22 protein-coding genes and 1 other RNA gene are annotated in these 22812 nt (G+C 53.0%); 15 read left to right on the top strand and 8 right to left on the bottom strand.

The annotated features are described in order from the left end of the window. Nucleotides 1-35: 35 nt before the first annotated feature. Both HUF19_RS04960 and HUF19_RS04965 read right to left on the bottom strand, forming a co-directional pair. Nucleotides 36-986, bottom strand: a complete 951-nt coding sequence (locus HUF19_RS04960; protein WP_260998759.1) for a M56 family metallopeptidase — start codon at nucleotides 984-986, stop codon at nucleotides 36-38. Continuing rightward, nucleotides 976-1419 (bottom strand): BlaI/MecI/CopY family transcriptional regulator, encoded by a 444-nt coding sequence (locus tag HUF19_RS04965; RefSeq protein WP_260998760.1) that lies wholly within the window; start codon nucleotides 1417-1419, stop codon nucleotides 976-978. The genes HUF19_RS04960 and HUF19_RS04965 overlap by 11 nt, the downstream gene beginning before the upstream one ends. A gap of 228 nt (nucleotides 1420-1647) precedes the next feature. On the opposite strand from HUF19_RS04965, the gene HUF19_RS04970 reads away from it, so the two are divergent. Then, the gene (locus HUF19_RS04970; RefSeq protein WP_260998761.1) at nucleotides 1648-3771 is read left to right on the top strand and encodes a TonB-dependent receptor; all 2124 of its coding nucleotides are present in this window, start codon (nucleotides 1648-1650) and stop codon (nucleotides 3769-3771) included. A gap of 27 nt (nucleotides 3772-3798) precedes the next feature. Here HUF19_RS04970 and HUF19_RS04975 read toward each other — a convergent pair whose 3' ends face one another. Both HUF19_RS04975 and HUF19_RS04980 read right to left on the bottom strand, forming a co-directional pair. Next, nucleotides 3799-4254 carry a YraN family protein gene (locus tag HUF19_RS04975; RefSeq protein ID WP_260998762.1) on the bottom strand — a complete coding sequence of 152 codons (456 nt, stop codon included), beginning with the start codon at nucleotides 4252-4254 and terminating at the stop codon, nucleotides 3799-3801. A 36-nt stretch (nucleotides 4255-4290) separates the two neighbouring features. After that, nucleotides 4291-6090 (bottom strand): penicillin-binding protein activator, encoded by a 1800-nt coding sequence (locus HUF19_RS04980; RefSeq protein ID WP_260998763.1) that lies wholly within the window; start codon nucleotides 6088-6090, stop codon nucleotides 4291-4293. Here HUF19_RS04980 and rsmI point away from each other — a divergent pair. The 8 genes from rsmI to sph all read left to right on the top strand — a co-directional run bounded on the left by rsmI (nucleotide 6089) and on the right by sph (nucleotide 12963). After that, nucleotides 6089-6949, top strand: a complete 861-nt coding sequence (gene rsmI / locus HUF19_RS04985; RefSeq protein WP_260998764.1) for a 16S rRNA (cytidine(1402)-2'-O)-methyltransferase — start codon at nucleotides 6089-6091, stop codon at nucleotides 6947-6949. The genes HUF19_RS04980 and rsmI overlap by 2 nt on opposite strands. Nucleotides 6950-7496: 547 nt before the next feature. After that, nucleotides 7497-7861, top strand: an RNA gene (gene rnpB, locus HUF19_RS04990) — RNase P RNA component class A. Nucleotides 7862-8424: 563 nt separating this feature from the next. Beyond that, entirely contained in the window at nucleotides 8425-8511 is an 87-nt protein-coding gene (locus HUF19_RS18405) for a zinc ribbon domain-containing protein (RefSeq protein WP_366516556.1), read from the top strand. Between the two features lie 75 nt (nucleotides 8512-8586). Continuing rightward, nucleotides 8587-9051: a GNAT family N-acetyltransferase gene (locus HUF19_RS04995; RefSeq protein ID WP_260998765.1), complete on the top strand. Its 465-nt coding sequence runs from the start codon at nucleotides 8587-8589 to the stop codon at nucleotides 9049-9051. A gap of 185 nt (nucleotides 9052-9236) precedes the next feature. After that, a complete protein-coding gene (locus HUF19_RS05000) occupies nucleotides 9237-9821 on the top strand; it encodes a DUF6151 family protein (protein ID WP_260998766.1) in 585 nt (194 codons plus the stop codon). A 78-nt stretch (nucleotides 9822-9899) separates the two neighbouring features. Then, nucleotides 9900-10679, top strand: a complete 780-nt coding sequence (locus HUF19_RS05005) for a nucleotidyltransferase domain-containing protein (RefSeq protein WP_260998767.1) — start codon at nucleotides 9900-9902, stop codon at nucleotides 10677-10679. Nucleotides 10680-10723: 44 nt separating this feature from the next. After that, nucleotides 10724-11128 (top strand): DUF1801 domain-containing protein, encoded by a 405-nt coding sequence (locus HUF19_RS05010; protein WP_260998768.1) that lies wholly within the window; start codon nucleotides 10724-10726, stop codon nucleotides 11126-11128. A 254-nt stretch (nucleotides 11129-11382) separates the two neighbouring features. Beyond that, nucleotides 11383-12963: a sphingomyelin phosphodiesterase gene (gene sph / locus HUF19_RS05015; protein WP_260998769.1), complete on the top strand. Its 1581-nt coding sequence runs from the start codon at nucleotides 11383-11385 to the stop codon at nucleotides 12961-12963. Nucleotides 12964-13387: 424 nt separating this feature from the next. On the opposite strand, the gene HUF19_RS05020 is transcribed toward sph, so the two are convergent. Further along, a complete protein-coding gene (locus tag HUF19_RS05020; RefSeq protein ID WP_260998770.1) occupies nucleotides 13388-14302 on the bottom strand; it encodes a LysR family transcriptional regulator in 915 nt (304 codons plus the stop codon). A gap of 122 nt (nucleotides 14303-14424) precedes the next feature. On the opposite strand from HUF19_RS05020, the gene HUF19_RS05025 reads away from it, so the two are divergent. Continuing rightward, complete coding sequence (locus HUF19_RS05025; protein WP_260998771.1) at nucleotides 14425-15108, top strand: NAD(P)-dependent oxidoreductase; 684 nt, start codon at nucleotides 14425-14427, stop codon at nucleotides 15106-15108. 45 nt (nucleotides 15109-15153) lie between these two features. On the opposite strand, the gene HUF19_RS05030 is transcribed toward HUF19_RS05025, so the two are convergent. Continuing rightward, nucleotides 15154-15627 (bottom strand): methyltransferase family protein, encoded by a 474-nt coding sequence (locus tag HUF19_RS05030; RefSeq protein WP_260998772.1) that lies wholly within the window; start codon nucleotides 15625-15627, stop codon nucleotides 15154-15156. Between the two features lie 195 nt (nucleotides 15628-15822). On the opposite strand from HUF19_RS05030, the gene hemH reads away from it, so the two are divergent. The 5 genes from hemH (at nucleotide 15823) to HUF19_RS05055 (ending at nucleotide 21053) form a co-directional block, all read left to right on the top strand. Then, entirely contained in the window at nucleotides 15823-16818 is a 996-nt protein-coding gene (gene hemH / locus HUF19_RS05035; RefSeq protein WP_260998773.1) for a ferrochelatase, read from the top strand. 98 nt (nucleotides 16819-16916) lie between these two features. Then, complete coding sequence (locus tag HUF19_RS05040) at nucleotides 16917-17396, top strand: LabA-like NYN domain-containing protein (RefSeq protein ID WP_260998774.1); 480 nt, start codon at nucleotides 16917-16919, stop codon at nucleotides 17394-17396. Between the two features lie 225 nt (nucleotides 17397-17621). Then, nucleotides 17622-18440, top strand: a complete 819-nt coding sequence (locus HUF19_RS05045; protein ID WP_260998775.1) for a crotonase/enoyl-CoA hydratase family protein — start codon at nucleotides 17622-17624, stop codon at nucleotides 18438-18440. Between the two features lie 197 nt (nucleotides 18441-18637). After that, nucleotides 18638-19258 carry a response regulator gene (locus HUF19_RS05050; protein WP_260998776.1) on the top strand — a complete coding sequence of 207 codons (621 nt, stop codon included), beginning with the start codon at nucleotides 18638-18640 and terminating at the stop codon, nucleotides 19256-19258. A gap of 46 nt (nucleotides 19259-19304) precedes the next feature. Further along, entirely contained in the window at nucleotides 19305-21053 is a 1749-nt protein-coding gene (locus HUF19_RS05055; protein ID WP_260998777.1) for an ATP-binding response regulator, read from the top strand. A gap of 45 nt (nucleotides 21054-21098) precedes the next feature. Here the strand turns inward: HUF19_RS05055 and HUF19_RS05060 are convergent, their stop codons facing one another. Continuing rightward, nucleotides 21099-22184: a rhomboid family intramembrane serine protease gene (locus HUF19_RS05060; protein WP_260998778.1), complete on the bottom strand. Its 1086-nt coding sequence runs from the start codon at nucleotides 22182-22184 to the stop codon at nucleotides 21099-21101. Further along, nucleotides 22177-22794, bottom strand: coding sequence for a hypothetical protein (locus tag HUF19_RS05065; protein WP_260998779.1), 618 nt, complete (start codon nucleotides 22792-22794; stop codon nucleotides 22177-22179). Before HUF19_RS05065 ends, HUF19_RS05060 begins: the two co-directional genes overlap by 8 nt. Between the last annotated feature and the right edge of the window lie 18 nt (nucleotides 22795-22812).

Below are 22812 nucleotides of genomic sequence, written 5' to 3' on the forward strand. Positions count from 1 at the left end.
ATGAGCCATGAGACAAAACCAAATAACAGTGATTCTCAGAGAAATAATGTATCCAGAAGCGGATGCAGCCAGTGGCTGAAAAGCGCCACCTGAGCGCAAAGCAGCAACACCAGCAGCAACCAGCCATCGGCACTGCTGAAGCCATGCTTTGCAGGGGAGCGTGGGTCATATAACAGCGCCTGTATACGCTCGCCGCTGGCCTGAGCTGCCATATCGGTCTGTGGCTGCAGTTGCTGCAGCAGTGCGGCCAGCGCCTCAGGTGCATAACCCTGGCGGGTGACGTAGGCGTCGCACTGTAATTCACAGCTCAGCGCAAACTGTTCTTGCAGGGCTTTGCGTGGTTCTGGCAGCCACAGCAGGCTGGCCCACTGCAGCAGGAATTTGCGCAGGTTATCGCGGCGCAGAAGGTGGCAGTGCTCATGCAACAGCACCATGGCTGACTGTTGCGGACTCAGCTGCTGTTGCAGCGCGGTAGAGATATAGATTGCGGGGCGCCAGAGACCTGCACACCAGGCCAGTGGCAGATGCGAATCAATCAGGCGGAAGTCTGGTGCTGTGACGCCACTACCGGACGGGTTGCCGGCCGTGCTGAACAGGTCAACCGTTGCCAGACGCTGACGTCCACGCCGCAGCTGGTGGTTAAACAGTAATAAAGCAACCAGCAGCAGAGCGCTGATAACACCTGCGAGTATGGCCCCCGTCAGGGACGATGAGCTGACATCCGGTACATGCGGACCACACAGTTCACCATGGCAGTGGGCGCTGTGCAGTACTCCTGCCAGCTCCGGATTCATCAGCAGCACCACCACCCAGAAGGTGACGGCCGGGGGCAACAGGGCATACAGCATCAGCAGGCGTGACTGCTGCAGCGGGCTGCTGTTGTGCTGTGTTTTCTGCAGCAGCGGAAACAGCAATGATGCCAGCAATGACGAAGTGCTGAAGCTCAGCGCACTGGCCAGCAGAATATCGGCCAGTTCAGGAATCATAGTCAGCGCCGTTGGCATCAGGCTCTGCGGCCAGTGCCTTGTTCAGGCGCTCACCCATGGCTGGGGCAACATCCGCTAAATAATCCATAAAGCCTGACACCATCGGCGCCATATCATCGGCACTGAGGTCGGCGGCAATATCATGCAGCAGGTTGCTGATCAGGTCAGGTTTCTGCAGCACAGCGCTGTAAAAAAACGCCCGGCTTTCTTTGTGGCGTTGCAGCAAATCCTTGCGGTGCAAACGCTCCAGTGTGCTCTGCACGGTATTCAGCGAAATATCTTCCTGCAGGCTGGCGTGCACCTGCTGCACAGACTGCGCTCCCTGTTGCCAGAGCACTTCCAGAATGGCCAGCTCGCGCTTACCCAGAGTGGGGGTGCGTGAGCGGGCTGTGGGCAGTTTCAGCCAGCGGGTTAAATCGGTGCTGCGGTTCATGAGTCGTTTGGCCGTTTCTTTCTTTTGGGGGCACAGGTTCCGGCGCGGCTTGTGCGCGTCCGTTATTTCCAGCCCTTACCTGCCGCAGATGGTTAACACCGAGGTGTTATCGGTATTCGCTGCGGCTGATAAGTTCGTCAGCAGATGGTGATATTTTCGTTAACAGGACCGGTGGCGGCAATTGTTGAGAGCCGCCTTACGCCGCTTAAGTGGACAATGAGGATAAAGATGAAATTTCAGCCCGCAGGTCTTTTGCTATTGGGGTTACCTGTGCTTGCACTGACACAGACAGTACAGGCGGCGGAAAACGACGGTACATTAAAAAGCGCTGCTGCAGCAGAAAATACAGCAGTAAATCAAAGGGCAGCCAAACTGGATAACCAGATCGTGACCGCCAGAGAAAAACTGCTGGGTGAGGCTATGTCGGCCTCGCAGGGCTATGTCAGTGGTGAAGAAATTAACAGCAGGCCGTTACTGCGCACCGGTGAAGTACTGGAGCTGGTGCCCGGCTTAGTCGTCACCCAGCACAGCGGCAGCGGCAAAGCGAACCAGTATTTTCTGCGTGGCTTTAATCTCGATCACGGCACCGATTTCGCCACCTTTGTTGATGGTATGCCGGTCAATATGCGCACCCACGGCCACGGTCAGGGTTATACCGATCTTAATTTTATTATTCCGGAAAGCATTGGCTCGCTGAGTTATCAGAAGGGCAGTTACTACGCCGATGTCGGTGATTTCAGCGGTGCGGGCAGTGCCACCCTGCAGACCGCCGATACTTTTGCTCAGGGGCTGGCGCAGCTGAGTCTGGGCGAAGATCAGTATCGCCGGGCGCTGCTGCTCGACAGTCTGAGCAATGCTCAGGGCGACTGGTTGTATGCACTGGAACGCAATACCTACGATGGCCCCTGGAGCGATATCCGCGAAGATCTGGATAAAAGCAGTGTGCTGCTCAAGCATCGCCGCGCACTGGCTGGTGGCAAGCTGAGTCTGTCCTTTATGGGCTATGACAACCAATGGAACAGCGCCGACCAGATTCCGCAGCGTGCGGTCGACAGCGGCCTGATCGACGAACTGGGTTCGCTGAACGACAGCGTGGGCGGTGAATCCAGCCGCTACAGCCTGAATGCCATCTGGCAACGCGACGGTATTCAGGCTTCGGCTTATGCCATCCGTTACGACATGAATCTGTGGTCGGACTTCACCTATTACCTCGACGATACCGTCAATGGCGATCAGTTTGAGCAGGTCGATAAGCGCTGGATTTACGGTGGTCAGCTCAGTTACCTCTGGCACTCAGAGATAGCCGGTCTGGCGATGAGCAACCGTATCGGCGCCGACCTGCGTTATGACGATATTGACGAAGTGGGTCTGTATCACAGTAAAGAACGTCAGCGTATCGGAACTGTCCGCAGTGACCGTGTAGGCGAACTCAGCACCGGCCTCTACGCCGAAAACACCCTGTACTGGAATGAGCGCGTGCGTACCGTGCTGGGTGTGCGCTACGACGACTACCGCTTTGATGTACAAAGCCGGGTTGGCAGCAACAAAAACGGCGTTGACCTGAGTGCCAATAGCGGCAAAGCCAGCGATAACAATATCGCCTTAAAAGGCAGCGTGATTGTGGCCCTGAACCGCGACTGGGAAAGCTATCTGGCGGCGGGGCAGGGACTGCATTCAAACGACGCCCGCGGCACCACCATTCAGGTTGATCCGGCCGATGGCAGTGCGGTGGAGGCGGTTGATCCGCTGGTGGATTCGCTGGGTTATGAGGTCGGTGTGCGCGGTGTTATGGCCGGGCGTCTGAGTACCTCGCTGGCGCTGTGGCAGCTGGATCTCGACAGCGAGCTGCTGTTTGTCGGCGATGCCGGTAATACCGAAGCCAGCCGTGCTTCACGGCGTAAAGGGCTGGAAATGACGCTCTATTATCAGCTGAACGAGCGCTGGAATATGGATCTGGAATACGCCTGGACCAAAGCAGAATTACGCGGCAATGCAGCCGGGGGGAATGAGATTCCCGGTGCGGTGCGCAATGTGCTGCAGGCGGGTATCAGCAGCCAGCGCGGTGCGGGCTGGTTTGGCAGTCTGCGCCTGCGCTATTTTGGTGAGCGGCCGCTGGTGGAAGATGGCTCGGTGATGTCTGACCCGACCACGGTGGTGAATCTGCGCAGCGGCTACAGCCTGAACAGCTGGGTGTTCAGTGCCGATGTACTCAACCTGTTCGACAGCCGCGATCACGATATTGATTACTGGTACGCCTCTCGTCTGCCGGGTGAAAGCAGCGAGCAGGAGGATATTCATTACCATGTGATTGAACCGCGCACTGTGCGTCTGGCGGCGGCCTGGCAGTTCTGATACAGCGTTGTTTCTGCTAAGGAGCGGTTAGCCAAACACATTCTGCAGCCACTCAAACTGCACCGGCTGACCGCTGCCCGACATCACGTCAAAGCGGCAGTCCGGCAGGTTCGCGCCATAGTGTTGCTGCAGATAGTGCCGGGCGGTTTTGAGTAAGCGCTGTTGCTTGTGGTGGGTGATGCTTTCGGCGCCGCTGCCGTGGCTTTGGCTGGCGCGGTAACGCACCTCAACAAAGACCAGCACCTTGCCGTGACGCATAATCAGGTCGATTTCACCGCCGCGGATGGTGTAATTGCGGGTAACGGCTTTCAGCCCCTGACGCTTAAGGAAGTGTTCGGCGGCCTGTTCAATCTCGGCGCCTTTTGTGCGTGTTGCAGGTTTACGGGTTGCAGGCTTTTCTGCAGCACGGGTTTCGGCGGCAGAGGAAGTCTCTGCCGTTTGTTCTGAATCCTGCAGTTTTTTGTCTTTGCGGGTAAACCACATGGCATCCTTGCCCCGTGAGTTATGCGGTGTGAGTACTCAGCGTCTGGCTAAACGCTGCGGCCGGCCAGAGCGGAACTGGGTACATTCGGTACGGCGGTGAATGCGGCGCTCGTGATCCAGCGCCAGTGCGCCGGTGCTGCCAAACATCTGGCTGTGCGGGAATACTTCCAGCTGTTTTAACCGTGGCAGCAGACGGAAGGCATCCACGCCCATGGCGTATAAGCGGGCATAGCCGCCCTGACCATTCGGCATCACTTTTTCTACGGTGCGGTACAGCTCACTGCTTTCCAGCAACCAGGGCACGTCGCAGAACTGCACGCCGTTCAGGTCGCGGTCTTTGGTTGGATTCGGTTCGCCGGAATACACATGCGAAGTGGCGTATACCGGCAGATCACCGGCAAAGTTAAATGCCAGCGTTGGTTTGATCTGGCGGGCCTGCTGCGGCAGGGCGACCATAAACACCCAGTCGACATCCTGACGGCGGCGCGGCTCAAACTCGGTGCTCTGACGTAACAGACGGCGCATGGTCTGATAACGCTTCTGGCTGTCGTCGACGTTCAGCAGCGCTTTGATTTCCGGGTTGTAGTCCTGGCGGTTCGGATAAAAACGCTGTTCGCCGATTTCACCACCCAGCTCCAGCCAGCGCTGTTCAAAGGCGGCATAAATACGCTCGCCCCAGTTGCCCTGTGGTACCAGTACCAGCGCGCGGCGCAGGCCATCGGTCCAGGCTTTTTCGGCAATCTGTACGGCTTCGTCTTCGGCGGCCAGGCCGAACTGATAGAGGTTGGCGGGCAGGGTTTCGGCTTCGCTGCGGTCACCATAGTTCAGGGCCAGGGTTGGCAGCGGCAGGGTTTCGCGCTGTTGCAGTGCCTGCACCTGCATTTTGTTGATCGGCCCGATCACCCACTGCGCACCGTCGAGCTGCGCCTGAGCGTAGGCAATATCGATATCGCTGTATTTCTGGCTGTCGTACAGGTGCACCTGCGGAATGGCGTAGCCTTTATCCAGAGACTCGTAGTAAGCGGCCATAAAACCATCGCGGATGGCGCCACCGGTTTTCTCCAGCGGGCCGGATAACGGCAGCATCAGGGCGACGCTGTGCGGACGGTTAGCCGCCAGATCAGCCAGCAGTGCCAGACCGCCGGGTAATTGTATTGCTGCCGGGTGAGCCGGATTCTGTTCGCGCCACGTAGTAACCGCCGCCAGATGTTCGTCCAGTGTCAGGCGTGAGTTACGGGAAATCGCCGCCAGCCGCAGCCAGTCGCCAAACTGGGTAGCCGGGGTTTTTTCTGCCCATTCCAGCAGCTCGACTTCCGGCATGGCCATTAAATCCTGCCAGATTTGCTCATGATTCTGCTCGCGCTGCTCCGGATTTAATGCGCCGGATAAAAAATCACGCTCGCGCGCGGCGGCCAGATATTCGCCATTGCTTTCGTACCAGCGGGCTTTTAACAGGCTGGCGCGCAGTTCCTGCTCCGGCGTGGCGTAATTCATACGCTGGGTAAGCTGGTTGAGATATTCGCCGGCAATTTCCGGCTCGTTGCTGCCCAGATGCATCTGCGCCGACAGCAGCATAAATTCCACCTGCTCCTGTGGCGTGAGCACACGCTCGTGCAACAGTTGCAATTGCAGCGCAGCATTGCCAAACTCGCCGTCGTCGAGTTCGCCGCGAATCTGCTGCATTAATACTGAATTACTCTGACTACTGCTTTCGGTAAGGCTGTTGCCCAGCCCGGTTTGTCCCGGTGTGGTAGAACAACCGCTTAAACCCAGACCCGCGCTGACAACCAGCAGCGATAATCCGCGTAACCAACGATCAGGTAAGTTTCCCCGCATGACTTCAGATCCCAGAATGCAGGTCGGCACGTTTTACGTCGTGGCGACACCCATTGGTAATTTGGCTGACCTCACCGAGCGTGCAAAGCAGGTGCTGACCAGCGTTGATGTAATTGCCTGCGAGGATACCAGACATACCGCAAAATTACTCCAGCACCTCGGCCTGCGAAAGCCGCTGTTATCGGTGCACGAACACAATGAACGTGAGCGCGTAGAACAGATTGCCCGCCATCTGGAACAGGGCCAGAGCATGGCGCTGGTATCCGATGCCGGCACCCCGTTAATTTCCGATCCGGGATATCCTTTGGTGCAGGCGCTGCGCGCGCGCGGCCTGCATGTCAGCCCGATTCCCGGTGTCAGTGCCATTATTACTGCCCTGAGCGCGGCAGGCCTGCCGACCGACCGTTTTACCTTTGAAGGCTTCCTGCCGCATAAAAGCGGTGCCAAACGCGAAAAATTACTGGCTCAGGAACAGGAAGCACGCACCCTGGTGTACTACGAATCCAAACACCGGATTCTCGATACGCTGGAAGTCATGGCTGAGGTTTTTGGCGCAGAACGTCAAGCCTGTGTTGCCCGCGAATTAACCAAAACCTTCGAGACTTTTTATCACGGCACACTGCCAGACATTCTCAGCCAGCTGCAGGCGGATGCCGACCAGCAGAAAGGTGAATTCGTGGTGATGATTGCCGGCAACCCCGATCCGGCCCCGGCCAGCGAAGTCGACAGCAACAAACTATTCCGCCTGCTGCTGGCCGAACTGCCACCGAAAAAAGCAGCGGCTATTATTGCCGACCTGACCGGCGAGAATAAAAAAGAGCTGTATCAGAAAGCGCTGGAGATGCAGGGGAAGGCTTAAACACAGGCGCCTGCGGGTATTTCACAGCGCCGCAGATAATTGACTGAATGTGAGGGTTGATTCAGTGGGAGTGACTTTCAGTAGTGGGAGTGACTTTCAGTAGTGGGAGTGACTTTCAGTCACGATTAAGAGCGCGGCAGAAATGCCGCTCCCACAGGTTTGGTTATTTCCTTTTCCTGCAGAACCGGCGCCCGAATACCGGTCTAGAGCCGGACGGTCTGGCTATTACTGCTCGTTCCTGTGGAACCTGCGCCCGAATACCGGTCTAGCGCCAGACAGTCTGGCTATTGTTTTCCTTTCCTGTAGATTCCGCGCCCGAATACCGGCTTAGCGCCAGACAGTCTGGTTATTTACTTCTCGTTCCTGTGGAACCCGCGCCCGAATACTGGTTTAGCGCCAGACAGTCTGGCCGGTGGGTTCGGTTTTTATAGCACTTACCTGTATTCCTGTAGAACTGCCGTCCGAATTTTGGTTTATCGCCAGACAGTCTGGCCGGCGGGTTCAGTTTTTATAGCACTTACTCTGTATTCCTGTAGAATCCGCGCCCGGAGTCGGCCAGACAGTCGTCGCCCGCACTGGCAACAGTGTGGGGGGAGGAAAGTCCGGGCTTCACAGGGCAGGGTGCCAGGTAACGCCTGGGAGGCGCGAGCCTACGACCAGTGCAACAGAGAGCAAACCGCCGATGGCCCGCGCAAGCGGGATCAGGTAAGGGTGAAAGGGTGCGGTAAGAGCGCACCGCGCGACTGGTAACAGTTCGTGGCACGGTAAACTCCACCCGAAGCAAGACCAAATAGGTTCCCTATAGGCGCGGCCCGCGCTGGGAACGGGTAGGTTGCTTGAGCCTGTGAGTGATTGCAGGCCTAGACGAATGACTGTCCACGACAGAACCCGGCTTATCGGCTGACTCCTTTTATTATGAAAACCCCGCTCAGGAAACTGAGCGGGGTTTTTCTTTACCAGCGTTTCGCCGGCTTCTGCCGGGACAGTGACTGCCCACGACGACGATTCAGAAACTCAGGGCTTATCGGCTGACTCCTTCTATTTAAAAGCCCCGGAAAGAAATTTTCGGGGCTTTTTCTTTGGTCCTAAGCCGGTTCTGCCGGGACAGTGACTGCCCACGACGACGATTCAGAAGCTCAGGGCTTATCGGCTGACTCCACTTATTTAAAAGCCCCTGCAGGCTAACGTTTGCAGGGGCTTTTTCTTTGGTCCTAAGCCGGTTCTGCCGGGACAGTGACTGCCCACGACGACGATTCAGAAACTCAGGGCTTATCAGCTGGCTCCTTTTATTTTAAAGCCCATACAAATGCGAGTTTGTATGGGCTTTTCTTTTTGTGGCAAGCCGGACCCTGTCGGTGTGGGAGCGGATGTTATCCGCGATCGAAGTAGAATAGGCAGCTGGTTAACATCATCCGTTCACCCCGAACAACGAGGAACGCGAAATTTTCAATGTCGATAGTAAAAAGTATATAAATATCACCTGTAAAAACGGTAAGTTTGTTGAAATGTATAAAGGCTCTGTTGGCGAGTTCTCAAATATTATAGATTTACTTGTTAATTAGCATAGAAATTCTCATAAACCTATAGGCACACTAACTGAGCCGCTTAGCTTGTCGCGGCATGGTGAAACCAGCATTATGATTCCGGTAAAACTAAGAGATCTTCAACGTCAGGATAAAACAGCGGTTATGGCCATGCTTCAGGATTCCCGGGTTATGAGGTTTCTTGGGCCCCGCCGGGCTTTAACAGAAGATGAGGCGGATTCGTGGTTTGAGAATGCGCTTGATAACCCGTCACGTTTTGCTATTGCCCAATCTGATACTGATGAGTTCATCGGATTCTGCGGTATTAAAGAGATCGAAGGTGTTTTGGACTTCGGCTATTTCATCAGATCGGAGTTCTGGGGTAATGGCATAGTGGTAAGGGCCTCCAGACTGGCGCTTGAAAGGTTGTCGGCTGAGATCGACACAGAGTCCGTTCAGGTTTTTATTGCTGACGATAATGTGGCAAGCAAGAGAGTGGCCCAGAAATTGGGCTGGCAGGTCACACACAATGGGACTAAGGATGGGGAGTATGGTGGATATTACCGGATCGTCCTGTAATGCATGAAAATGACCTGTGACTTTTCTCCGCTTTAACGCACCCCAAAGTAAAACCGACAGGCACTGAATGCCTGAGTATCAGAATGATCACCAGAAATAAGATTTAACTTTAATTAGTGTTAACAAGTCCTAAACATGCATCATAAAAGCTATCCAGATAGCATTTTTCAGTAACGAGTAAAAATATGCACAAAATTCAGTGTCAATGCGGGGCTCTTAGTGGTCATGTTCGGGGAGCCGGAACCTGTAGTCGGGTGGTATGTTACTGTGCCGACTGTCAGGCTTTTGCGAAATTTTTAGGCCGGGCAGGTGATGTTCTGGATGCACAGGGAGGGACTGAAATTGTGCAGTTGGCACAGCCCCGTGTGGTTTTTTCACAAGGTAAGGAGCATCTCGCGGCTGTGCGGCTTAGCGATCAGGGGATGATCCGCTGGTATGCCGCCTGCTGTAACACTCCCCTTGGTAATACGCTGCCTGATCCTAAGGTTTCATTTATCGGCCTTATTCATTCGGTGCTGAATCGTGCAAAAATGGCCGAAGATTTTGGCAAGAATATCGCAATAGTCAATGTGGATTCTGCTATAGGAGAACCGAAGCCGAAGCAAAAAGGACTCCCCGGTATGATTGTAAGATTTTTGTGGATTATTTTATCCATGCGTATCGGTGGTAAGTATCGTAATTCTCCGCTTTTTACTGAGTCTGGTGAACCTGTTGTGTCACCCGTTATACTCAGTGGCGAAGAGTTAAATAATTTAAAAAATACCCTGTGATAAGGTGTTATGTATTAACAGCGTCATGGGCTATAAACCCTGTAGTGACGGTGATTACCCGGTTAACCAGACATCGCTATGATTAAACCCGCTGTTAAAAAAGAGATCCTTGCCCGCATTGAAAACGCCGAGAAAGAGCATGGCGTCCGCGTTCTTTACGCGGTTGAATCGGGTAGCCGTGCCTGGGGATTCGAGTCACCGAACAGTGATTACGATGTGCGTTTTATCTATGCGCATCCTAAAGACTGGTATGTGGCGGTGGACCTGGAAGATAAGCGTGATGTTATCGAGTATCCGATTGTCGATGAGATCGACATCAACGGCTGGGATATCCGCAAAGCCTTAAAGCTGTTTTCACGCTCGAATCCGGCCTTTGTCGAGTGGCTGCAGTCGCCCATTGTTTACCTTGATCGCGGTGATTTTGCGCGCAGGTCGCGTGAGCTGTTGAGTACGGTCTACTGCGTTGAAAAAGGGATTTACCACTACCGCAGCATGGCGAAAACGAACTACCGGGGTTATCTGCGTGATGATCTGGTGCCGATTAAAAAATACTTTTATGTATTGCGTCCGTTGCTGTCCATTATGTGGCTGGAGAAATATCGCAAGCCTGCCCCCATTGAATTTGAGACTCTGCGCCAGATGATTGCCGGCGACAGAAAACTGAATGAGCAGATTTCTGCACTGCTGGTGCGCAAGAAGATCAGTCTGGAAAAGGAGCTTGCTCCGCCTATTCCTGAGCTGAATCAGTTTATCGAATCTGAATTAGAACGTCTGGAATCCTTTGCTGACAGTACAAGGAAAGAGCAGTCGGTAATGGATGAGCTGAATGCTTTATTTCACGCGAGTCTGGTTTTATAAAGCATCCGGAATGGCCCCTTATTTTTCTGAAACCGGAATTTTGAATGGATAAGAACGTAAAAACCCGTTTCGACCAGTACCCGGACTCTGCCCGTCATCAGCTTTCCTCGTTGCGGAGCCTGATTTTTCAGACCGCTGAACATCTGCAGTCAGGTGCTGTTGAAGAATCTCTGAAATGGGGTGAGCCCAGCTACAGTGTTAAAAGCGGCAGTCCGATCCGGATCGACTGGAAGCCTGATACTCCGCATAACTGCTATGTGTTTTTTAACTGCAACACCAAACTGGTTGATACCTTCCGGGTTCTGTATGGCGATGTACTGGCGTTTCAGGGCAACAGGGCCATTGTATTAGACCTTTCCGCAGCGCTGCCTGAGTCTGCGCTGCGCCATTGTATTGAACTTACGCTGACTTATAAAAAGCGCAGGCATTTGCCATTGCTGGGAGCCTGACAGACTCAGTTCCGTTGCGCTTTCAAAAAATCAGAAAGCCCATACAAATGTCAGTTTGTATGGGCTTTTTCTTTGCCCTGAGCCGGGGCTGGCTGCGCCCGGATAGCAGGCCTCGGCCCCAGATTTCATGTTTACCTGAGATGCTTATATGAATTGGCACGATAGGACCATTTTTACTGAGGCCGTTGCTCTCTAGAATGGCCGTCCGGGGAAAGGAATCTCAATCTGATAAACATAATAAAGCTGAGATCAATATGACTCTGAAAAATGCTGCATTCAAACCACTGCTGGCCGCTTCTTTACTGATAGCCGCTATGAGCGGTCAGGCCATGTCTGATACGCCAACCGCTACTCAGGAAGCTACGGCGCCCATTCCTGCACCCGAAACCTCTGTCAGCAACCTGGCGTATGCGGATGATTTAAAGCTGCTGGCCTACAACGTGTATATGTTGACCGGTGCTATTTCCGACTGGTCGCAACAAACCCGTGCGGAACTGATTCTGCAATCGGACGTTATTCATGGACACGACGCCATTATTCTTAATGAAATTTTTGATAATGGGCCGGCGCAAACCCTGCTGGACGGCCTGAAAAGTCAGTATCCGCATCAGACTCCGGTACTGGGCCGCACCAAGAGCGGCTGGAATCAGACGCTGGGGGCATACAGTAATACCGCTCCGGAAGATGGTGGTGTGGCCATTGTCAGCCGCTGGCCGATTGAGGAACAAATTCAGTACGTCTACAAAGAGGGTTGCGGAGCGGACTGGCTGGCTAATAAAGGCTTTGTGTATATCCGTCTGGATAAAAACGGCCATGACTATCATGTGATTGGCACCCATGCTCAGGCTGAAGACGGCGCCTGTTCCGATCCGGCTGCCGTGCGCAAAAGTCAGTTCACCGAAATGCAGCAGTTTATTGCCAGCAAAAATATCCCGGCCGATCAGGTACTGTTTATCGGTGGCGATTTTAACGTAATTAAAAACAGCGCCGAATACCCGGATATGCTGGAAACCCTGCATGTGAATGCACCGGATGCCTATGCCGGATTTGATACCTCCTGGGACCCGGAATCCAACGGTATTGCCGCCTATAACTATCCGGACCTGCCCAGCGAATACCTCGATTATATTTTTGTTTCCCGTGATCATGCGCAGCCAACCTACTGGCATAACCAGTCGCTGGACGTGACCTCGCCACGCTGGGAAAACAAAAATTATCAGTATCAGGAGCTGTCCGATCATTATCCGATTGCCGGTTTCTCCTATGCCGATGACAACACCCGCACCGAAAGCTACCGCTTTGTGAATCAGCCTTATTCCGCCGTGAAGTTCCGTAATCAGGCCAATGGCGCTTATATCAAAATTAACGCCAGCGATAACGACGGCTGGATTAAGGTGAATGGCAGTGCCAGCGATGCGGCAGCCAGCTTTAATCTGGATAACTGGTATCCGAAAAACCGTGCTTTCTGTATCCGCAGCAACGACTTTGTGCAGGTACAGGGTAATTTGCGTGTCGGTTCTTACTGGAACTGGTGGCTTGGCGGTGGTGGCGGTAATTATGCCTACTTTACCAAACAGGATAATGCCTCCAATAAATTACGTATCCGTATTCTGAATGACGATGGCGACTGTCTGAAAAACGGCGATCAGGTGGTCTTTGTTGATCGTGATACGGTGAGCGGCAAAGATTATTATCTGCAGCGCTGGCCGTCAGGTTCCTGGACCGATCATCTGTATATGTGGTCAGGTTCGGTGGGCGCTAACGAAACCTTCACCGTCGAGATGGGTGTGGGTCAGAAGCAGGACTGGACGTCAAAACTGCGCTACGTGCAGTAATTATCAGGCTTCGGTCTGATGGGAAATGGCGTGCTTCGGCACGCCATTTTTTTATTTGTGCCATTGACTGAAAACTCAATGACATTCAGTCTGGCCTGTAGAGCAAAGGAGTGGCTTTACTGATTGATGGCTGGGAGAGATCGTACTCTTCTGGCCTGACAGGGAGGTTTTTTGATAAAAAATACTAAAACGGAATCTCATCATGAAAAAAATAATATTGGCATTGTCACTTGTGATTTTTACATCAGCCGCTTTCGCTCACAGCGGCGGTTGCCGGAAAGACAGTCCGGCAGGGCAGTGCTGCCATGCCGGGTCACAGCCTTATCACTGTCATTAATTCGGTCTTAATAAACAGGGCCACTTTCTTGGAATGACCCGTTGAGCCGGCGGTGCTGAAATGCTGCCCGCCGGTTAAACAGCGCTATTAATTCCCTTCCGTCAGCATCTCCGCCAACAAATCAAATACCCGCTTAACTCGCGGATTGGTGCGCAATTCCCGGTGGCAGACCAGCCATAACGGTACGGTTACCGGTGCGCCGCGTTCGCTGAAGGCGCGGCGGAATGTGGGTTCGGCATCGCCAATCTGTTGCGGAAAAAAGCCAAGGCCATTGCCTTGTTTGACCAGTTGCCATTGCAGCATCTGAAAGGTGGTGACGATGGGAAAATTCTTCTGGCTCAGCTGCCAGCCATGCTGGTTAAGAATATTCATCAGTCTGTCGTTGCGTTCAAAACCGATAATCTGAATATGTGGGTCAATGCTTGTTTTGCTCTTGCCGGCAGCCTTGTTAACCGCATCCAGATTGTTAAGGTACTCGTGGCTGCCGTACAGCCAGATAGGTTCGTCGGCGAGTTTCCTGACGATTAAATCGGGCTGTTCGGGGCGGAAGCTGCGGATGGCAATATCGGCTTCACGCCGCTGTAAATCGCTGATGTTGTTGGAGACCACAATTTCCAGCTGGATGCCGGGTTCGCGCTGGCGGATAGCGTCGATTACGGCGGGCAGGCGGAATATGGCGTCAATTTCGCTGGCGGCAATACAGACCGGGCCTTCGGTCAGTTGTGACTGCCCGGCGGCCGTTAAAGCAAAGCGGTTGGCGGCTTCAGCCATGGGGCGCAGGTGCTCAAGCAGGGCAGCGCCGCTGTCGGTCAGCTGCAGTCCTTTACCGACCCGCTCAAACAGGGTGATGCCGAGTTCCTGTTCCAGTGCCGCGACTTGACGGCTGAGGGTGGGCTGGCTGGTATTGAGCAGACGTGCCGCGGCCGACAGCGAGCCTTGCTCGGCGCTGATTAAAAACGCGCGGGCGTGGTTCCAGTCGAAGTTTACCGAGCCCCAGTCCATATCCTTTCCTCCTTAAATTCATTGTACCTATGCAGATGTGCATATTAACGATGCAACTTTAGCGGATTTCTATGCGTTTTGTGTATGGATAAGCTGGGCAGACTGAAATGAGGGCTCAGGCTATGAAGAAAATCTGCATCGTTGGTATCTCGGGCAAACTTGGCCAGTATATGACCGAACACGCGCTGGCACGGGGTTATGAAGTGGTGGGCGTTTGCCGCCCGCAAAGTGTCGCTAAGCTCAGCCGTTTTGCCGGACAGATCCGTATTTTTCCCGGGCGTACGGATGAGCGCGAGGTTATCCGTGCGGCGGTCGCCGATTGTGATGCAGTGCTGACGGTGCTGGCGCCCTGGGGCGTGCAGGGCTATGCCACCAACACGGCGCAGGCGGTGCTGGATTTTGCCCCGGCGGAGGCACGCCTGGTGTTTTCCTGCGGCTGGCATATTTCGCGCGACGGTAAAGACCGTTATTCCTGGCAGCTGCGTTTATTCGTCGCACTGTTCGGGCGGCTGGCACGCTGGTTATGGCTGGCGGATCTGAGTGACCAGGAAGAGGCCTGCCGCCGGGTGTTTAACAGTAAAAAACGCTGGACAGTGGTGCGTGGCAGCGATCTGGAAGAGGGCGAGCCGGAGGGGTTACCGCGCTGGAGCGAACATGTGGGCGATGCCGTACTGGCCAGTAATCTGACCCGGCGTACCGACTTTGCGCTGTTTATGGTGGCCGCAATCAGCAACGATGAGCTTATACATAAAGCACCGGCCATTGTTGGTTGCCGTAGCGTGTCAGCGTTGGCAGCCGGTGCCTGAGCAGTTCTGTTATTAACAGGTCTTGTATTAACAGGCCTGGCTGAATCAAAGCCAGCGCCTTACCCGCTGACAGTAAGCGCGGTATTCGTCGCCGAATAATTCGCTCAGGGCTTTTTCTTCGGCCTCAATCTGAAAGTGATTCATATAAGAGATAAACAGCGGAATGCACAGTGCGCTCAGGTAATTACCCAGCACCATCGCCAACGCGCCAAGCAGCAGTACGAAGCCTGTATACATGGGGTTACGGCTCAGGCGATAAACGCCGGTCTGCACCAGTGTGCTGGCCTGTTGCGGGCGCATCGGATTCACGGTGGTGCGGGCGCGGCGGAAGCTGGCAACTCCGGCCAGGCAGAAGACGGCGCCGGCGAAAAACAGGGCCAGCGTTATAACCAATAGCGGAGAGCGCAGGCCATGCCAGCCACTGATATGGCCGGTACGCAACATCACTGGCAATAACATCAGCAAGGCGGTCAGGCCAGTCAGCAGCAGTGGCGGTATTTTTAACTGCAGAAATTTCATCGCTGTACTCCATCATGAGGTTGCTGCGCGCAATCGGCAGGCCCTGGCATCATGACAGAGTTATTTCCCCTGTATACAGATCTGAATTTCATCCAGCACCGGCTTTCATTACCCCGATCAGATAATCACGGATGACCCTCTGCCACGGTTCCGATAAACTTAGGCAAAACTTATACAAGGCAGGAGATAGTGTCCGTGAATTCGCCTCAACGCCCGCCCTTTGGCGTGCTGCTCGCCAATCTTGGTACTCCCGAAGCGCCGACACCCAAAGCGGTGCGTGAATATCTGGCTGAGTTTCTCTGGGATAAGCGCGTGGTCGATGTGCCGCGGCCGCTGTGGTGGCTGATTCTGCATGGTGTGATTCTGCGTATCCGTCCGGGCCGGGTAGCCAAGGCCTATGCCTCGGTCTGGGGCGAGCATGGTTCACCGCTGATGACCATTTCCCGTGCCCAGCAGCAGGCTCTTAAAGAGGCCTTAAAGGCACAGTATGGTTGCGATATTCCGGTGGTACTGGCGATGACCTACGGTCAGCCGTCGATGGAGCAGGCCGGGCGTGAACTGCGCGCCGCCGGCGTCGATAAAATGCTGGTGTTGCCGCTGTACCCGCAGTTTTCTTCCAGCACCACGGCGGCGGTGTTTGATCGTCTGGCTAAGGCGCTGAAGCCTTGTCCGCATCTGCCGGAAACCCGCTGGGTCAACGAATACCATCAGCACCCGGCGTACATCAAAGCGTTGGCTGATTCGGTGCGCGAATACTGGGCTGAGCACGGTCAGGGCGACCGTTTACTGATGTCGTTTCACGGTATTCCGCAGCGTTATGAAGACCGTGGTGATCCGTATCCGTCACAGTGTCGGGCAACTGCACTGGCGCTGGCTGCCGAGCTTGGATTAAACGAAGAACAGTGGCTGTGCTCGTTTCAGTCGCGTTTTGGCCGGGAAGAGTGGGTGAAGCCTTATACCGATTTTACCCTCACCGACTGGGGTAAAGCCGGTGTTGGCCGGGTGGATGTGATCAGCCCGGCTTTTGCTGCCGACTGTCTGGAAACCCTGGAAGAGCTGGATGTGGAAAACCGCGAAACCTTCCTGCATAACGGCGGCCGCGAGTATCACTATATTCCCTGTCTGAATGACCGTGCCGATCATATCGGTATGATGGCGCAGCTGGTGAAGGACAATACTCAGGGCTGGTAATTCAGCGTGCGCCTCCCCGCGCTTCTCGGCTCTTGCAGCGGCCTGATTTACTGGGCCGCTTTTTCTTTTTATCGGTGCTTATCTCCTGTGGTGAATTTATGAAAGAACGCATTGCCCTGTTTGTCGATGTGCAGAATATTTATTACACCACGCGCCAGACCTTCGGCTGCCATTTTAATTATCAGGCCTTCTGGGATCAGCTGACCGGTGGGCGCGAAGTAGTGCGCGCGGTGGCCTATGCCATCGACCGTGGTGATGCGGCGCAGATGAATTTTCAGCGTATTCTGCACAATATCGGTTTTGAGGTACGGCTTAAGCCTTTTATTCAGCGCCGCGATGGCTCGGCCAAAGGCGATTGGGATGTGGGCATCACCATTGATTTACTGGATGCCGCGCCTGAAGCCGATATCGTGGTGCTGGCCTCCGGTGATGGCGACTTTGATCTGGCACTGGAGCGGGTTAAACGCAGCGGTGCCCAGGCCTGGGCTTTTGGTGTTGAGGCGTTAACCGCCCAGGCGCTGATTAAAGCCGCCGACCGCTTTATTGCTATTGATGAGTCGCTGCTGCTGCGACGCTGAGTTTTATTTTCCGATGTGGGGCTGCCTTATTCCGGCATTTGGCTGCCTGTCGCGCCTTATTTGCTGAGCGCTGCGCTTTTGGGTTTCTGATCTGTTCAGATTGATCATGGCTGGTCGTCATTATCTGTGAAATCATCACCACACTTTTTGATGCTTTGCCGTTAACCGGGCTGTAACAACAGCGGCCGGAGACGGCCTCAACCGTATAAACCATCTGGAAACCTTATGAGCAGCACCGACCGTATTCTCTGCGAAATCAAAGATCATATTGCTTACGTGTATATGAACCGCCCGGAAAAACTCAACGGGCTGGATATGCCGATGTTTAAAGAGATGATCGCCTGCGCGAAAAAACTGCGTAAAAACCGCAGCGTGCGCGCCGTTATTCTGGCCGCCAAAGGTGACTCTTTCTGTGCCGGTCTGGATTTTAAAGCGCTGAGCAAAGATCCGATGATGGTGCCTAAAGTCTTTTTAAAATGGCCCTGGACCAAACAGAATATCGCCCAGCAGATTGCCCATTGCTGGCGTGACCTGCCGGTGCCGGTGATCTGTGCCATTCACGGTAACTGCTTCGGCGGCGGTATGCAGATTGCGCTGGCCTGCGATTACCGTATCGCTACACCGGATGCCAATTTATCCATTATGGAAATGAAGTGGGGCCTGATTCCTGATATGAGCGGTATGGTGACGCTGTCACGTTTAACCCGCGTGGATATCGCCCAGGAACTGACCATGACCGGCCGTCAGTTCAGCGCGCAGGAAGGCTATGAATATGGTCTGCTCAGCAAGCTGTCGGCCGATCCGCTGGCTGATGCTCAGGCACTGGCAGAAGTGATTGCCAGCAAATCGCCGGATGCCATTGCCGCCACCAAATATTTATTCAAAAAATCCTGGAAAGCCGATACCTGGAAAGCACTGCGCTGGGAGCGTTGGGTGCAGGCACGTTTACTGGGACGTAAAAATCAGCGTATTGCCATGGCCAATGGTCTGGCCGGTAAAGATAAAGAGCCAAAACCTTTTAAAGACCGTACGTCTTTCCTTTGACTTATGACCGTGACAAATAAGTCATTAACTTGACTTACTGCGTCCGTTTCAGGCACGGTGTGTGAGATGCCGTGCCTGAGCCTTATATCTCTGGCATTGCCTTAGGCAATATACCGGCAGTAGAACCAACAGGATGAACTATTCGCTGCCTGTACGCTTCATTATGCACAGTAGGGAATGAGCTATGGCAATGATGCATGAAAATATTAATTGTCGACGACCATCAGTTATTTATTGATGGAATACGACATGTTCTGGAAAAAATAACTGAAAATACCGATATAAGTGCGGCTAACAGCGCTGAAGATGCGATTGCCCTATTGGAGGCCGACTCGTCTTATGAGTTGATTCTGGTCGATCTGGTTATGCCGGGAATGAACGGTATTTCAATTATCCAACGGATGCGTGAGCAGGGAATATGGACTCCTCTGGTTATTATGTCCGGAGAGGAAAACCCAAGAGCTATTAAAGCTGCACTGGAAGCCGGAGCTCTTGGATTTATTCCAAAAAGCGCTGGCAGTGCGGATATGCTGGCCGGTTTGCAGCAGGTTCTCAAGGGCGGTTTTTTTGTTCCGGACAGTATTCTAAGCCGTATAGAGGCCATTCCACCACGTCGTCAGACCAGCAGTCAGCTGACCAAACGCCAGCTGCAGGTGCTGAAATTCCTTGCTTTGGGTTATTCAAACCGGCAGATAGCGCAGACTCTGTTTCTCACCGAACACACCATTAAAGCCCATGTCAGTTCCTTATTTATTGAACTGAATGCGGCTAACCGCACAGATTGCGTTCATATCGCGCAGCAGGAAGGCCTGATCTGACAGATCTTTCTGCAGATATAATTCGCCGCTAATCAGGAATAATAATGTGAATGTCACTGATATAGAGCAGCGAATTACCTTCGCTGCGGTAGAGCCTTACTTTACTAAAATGCGTGAGTGGGCATTAATGACAACGGTTGTTCCTCTCGCGGTTGTGGTTGTTATGTGGCAGCAGACCGATATCATTCTGTTGTCAGGATGGTTCTTGCTGATCATTCTGGGAATTTTCAGCCGCCTGGCTGTTATTCATGCCTATCGAAAGCGAAACGTTGAGTATAAATATGCAGAAACATGGCGAAATCGTCTGTTGCTACTCTCAGCATATCTGGGGTTGCTGTGGGCATTTGCTATATTCACTTTTTTTCCGGAAAGCGATAACCCTCATCAGATTTTTCTGATTACCCTGGCAGTAACACTCAGCGTGGGTTCAATTTCAGCAGGCACCCACTGGTTACCATTTTATTATTTTTACGGAGTACCCATCATGGCGGCGTTAATCTTACGCCTGCTGCTGGTAGGGTCGTTGCCGTATATCGTCCTGGCTGCGATGATGCTGTTTACTTTATTGGCATCTTATAATTTTGCCAGAAGCCTGAATGCGATTGTGCGTTCGGAAATGCGGCTGCATTACGAAAGCGAAGCGCTGGCGCGGGAGCTGCAACTAAAAAATGCAGAAGCTCAGGAGGCGGTTTACGCCAAGTCACGTATTCTGGCAACTGCAAGCCATGATCTGCGCCAGCCGCTGCATGCGCTGTTTCTGCTGATTGATGCTCTGAAGGACGAGACCGGAGAAAAACGGCGGCAAATATTTGAGCGTATTGATTTATCACTGCACACATTACGAAAAATGTTTGATGCTTTGTTTGATATGTCGCGTCTGGATGCCAATGTGATACAGCCAGAACCGGTTCATTTTAATATTGGCCGGTTTCTGCAGAACCTGTATGACGAATATAAAGGAAATGCTGGCGAAAAAGGCCTGCAATTACGCTTTCACAGTGGCGAATACACGGTGTATTCAGACCGGATTCTGCTTGAGCGGATTATGCGTAATTTAATCAGTAATGCACTGCGCTATACCTATAGCGGAGGGGTTCTGATTGCTGCCCGTAAGCGCGGAGAGCACATTTTGCTTCAGGTCTGGGATACTGGTTCGGGTATTCCGAGGGAAAGCCAGGACAGAGCGTTTGTCGAATTCCAGCAGTTGCAGAATGCCCGTCAGGGAGAAGAGAAGGGGCTGGGCTTTGGTCTGGCCATTGTACGTCGTTTGTGCGAATTACAGGATTATCCTCTTACCCTGAGTTCTGTCGTCGGCAAAGGCAGTGTTTTCAGTCTGACAGTTCCCTGCGGAGATCCGCATAAAATTGTTAATCCTGCGGCCGAAAAACAACTGATCTGGCAACAGGGAGGACAGAAAATACTGGTGATTGATGATGATCTGCAGATACGCAGTGCAATGGCTGTGCTGTTACGCCAGTGGAACTTCGGGGTGGACATTGCCGGTTCAGCAGCAGAAGCGATCGCTGAAATTAAGCGGGCGGATTGTCTGCCCAATCTGATTCTTGCCGACTTCAGCCTGCAGGATGAATGTGATGGCGTTGATGCTGTTATGGTGCTGAGGCGGCATTTCAGGGTGGAGTTTCCGGCCATTATCATCACCGGATCAACGGCGCCTGAAGCACTGCAGCGTATTGAAAGTCATGGCCTGGCATTGCTGCAAAAACCGATTCAGCCTGCACATTTACGCAGTGCGATTCAGCATCATCTGTATTCCGGCGTGAGCCATAATAATTAATTCGGAAGTATGTAATAAGCGGGTCAGTGACCCGCTTAAAAGGTATCAGCGCAGTAGCTGAGCGTGTGGTTTCGCCAGCATAGCAATCACCGGATTACGGTTCATCACGTAATTTTTCAGTATCAGTGCAATAACAACACCGATAATAAAACCACCGACGTGTGCCCAGTAATCGATACCACCGCCACCAACGGCCATACCAAACAGGTTAATGCCTAACCAGATCAGGAAGTACCATGCTGCGGACAGCTTTTTCTGCCAGACCAGAATCATAAAGGTCAGGCTGGCATGGCGGAACCAGATCATATACATACCAAACAGACCGGCAATTGCACCGCTGGCGCCGACACTTGGAATGGTGCTGTTCCAGTTCATGCCGATACTGAAGGCACTGGCCCCCAGACCACAGATCAGATACAAGCCAAGGAAGCGCCAGCGACCAAGCGCATCCTCGAGGTTGTCACCGGTCAGCCAGAGGAAGTACATATTGCCAAGCAGGTGCATCAGGCTGCCGTGCAGAAAGGTTGCTGTTAATGGTGTCCACAGATGTTCGCCGTGGGCAAAACCCGATGGCGTGCTGGCAAACAGCTCAAACACCTGCATGGTCATTTCTTCGTCGAAGGCGTAAGAGAAGTAGATCAGGCAGTTAATAATAATCAGTGCCCAGGTCACCACCGGGGTACGATGCGGTTTAACGTTATATTCCACCGGCATTTGTGACAAAAACTGGAACAACCAGGTTTTCCAGCTGGTTTTCTGGTTGATATTGTTTAATACATCACGCAGGCGTGGTGAGTGCTTAACTTCTTCCAGTTCGTCGTGGTCAATCCAGGTGCCATCACACTTATGACAGATATCGACCTCCACCTGAAAAGATTCAAGCAGATGGTAGTTGTACAGCTTGGCATTACATTGTGGGCAGTCGGCGTCGGTTTGTCCCAGACGCTTGCCCAGCTGTTCTTCAAACTGGACGGCATCGTCACCATTATCAAAGGCCGATAACAGAGAATTCAGCTCGTTTTTTTCAAACCACATACCGCCGCATTTACGGCAGACATCCAGCTCTTCACCTTCATAGGCCATTGGCGTCAGCAGAGAATTGCTGCAACGCGGGCAATATTTATTACTCACTGGCAATATCCTTCTCTTCGCGGACGTCAACGTTATAGACCATCAGTTCGTCTGCCAGTTTATTGCTGTTTGCTGCTAACTTAGGCAAGACGTTTTTTTCCATGTTATCGAGCTGTTCAACCAGCAGCTTGGTCGCGTAGGTTGGCCCATAGGTGAACTTTTCGCGCTTCTCAATCAGATCATCCACATTACGGTAGAAGTTCTGAATCTCGCTGAGGAAATAGCTCGGGGTTTCCAGTGTGTTGGGCGAGTATTTCATCGTCTCCCACACATAACGGCTGATTTTCGGGTTGTTCTGCTTCAGTTCCTGCACAGAAATTCCGCGGGAAAAATACTCTTCATTGTATTTGCGCAGAATTTCGACATTGGTGTTGACTTCGTCGTATAAGGACTGACGCAGATAGTAGTTGGTTTCTTTGCTGGTGATATCATCAAACAGGATGGCTTGCTGCAAACCGGCCTGAGCGGCCAGATAGACACCGGCAATAGTGGCCGCAATCATTAATAAATGACCGATCCAGAAGCCGGAGCTGGTAAGATCCCTGTGGTCCGCATGTGCCAGTTTTTCTTTCACCGGCCGACTGAGTACGGATAAAACTTTCATTGGCATGCGCCTCCCTGTATGAAT

It is taken from the genome of Thalassolituus hydrocarboniclasticus (assembly GCF_025345565.1).
Lineage (GTDB): Bacteria > Pseudomonadota > Gammaproteobacteria > Pseudomonadales > Oceanobacteraceae > Venatoribacter > Venatoribacter hydrocarboniclasticus.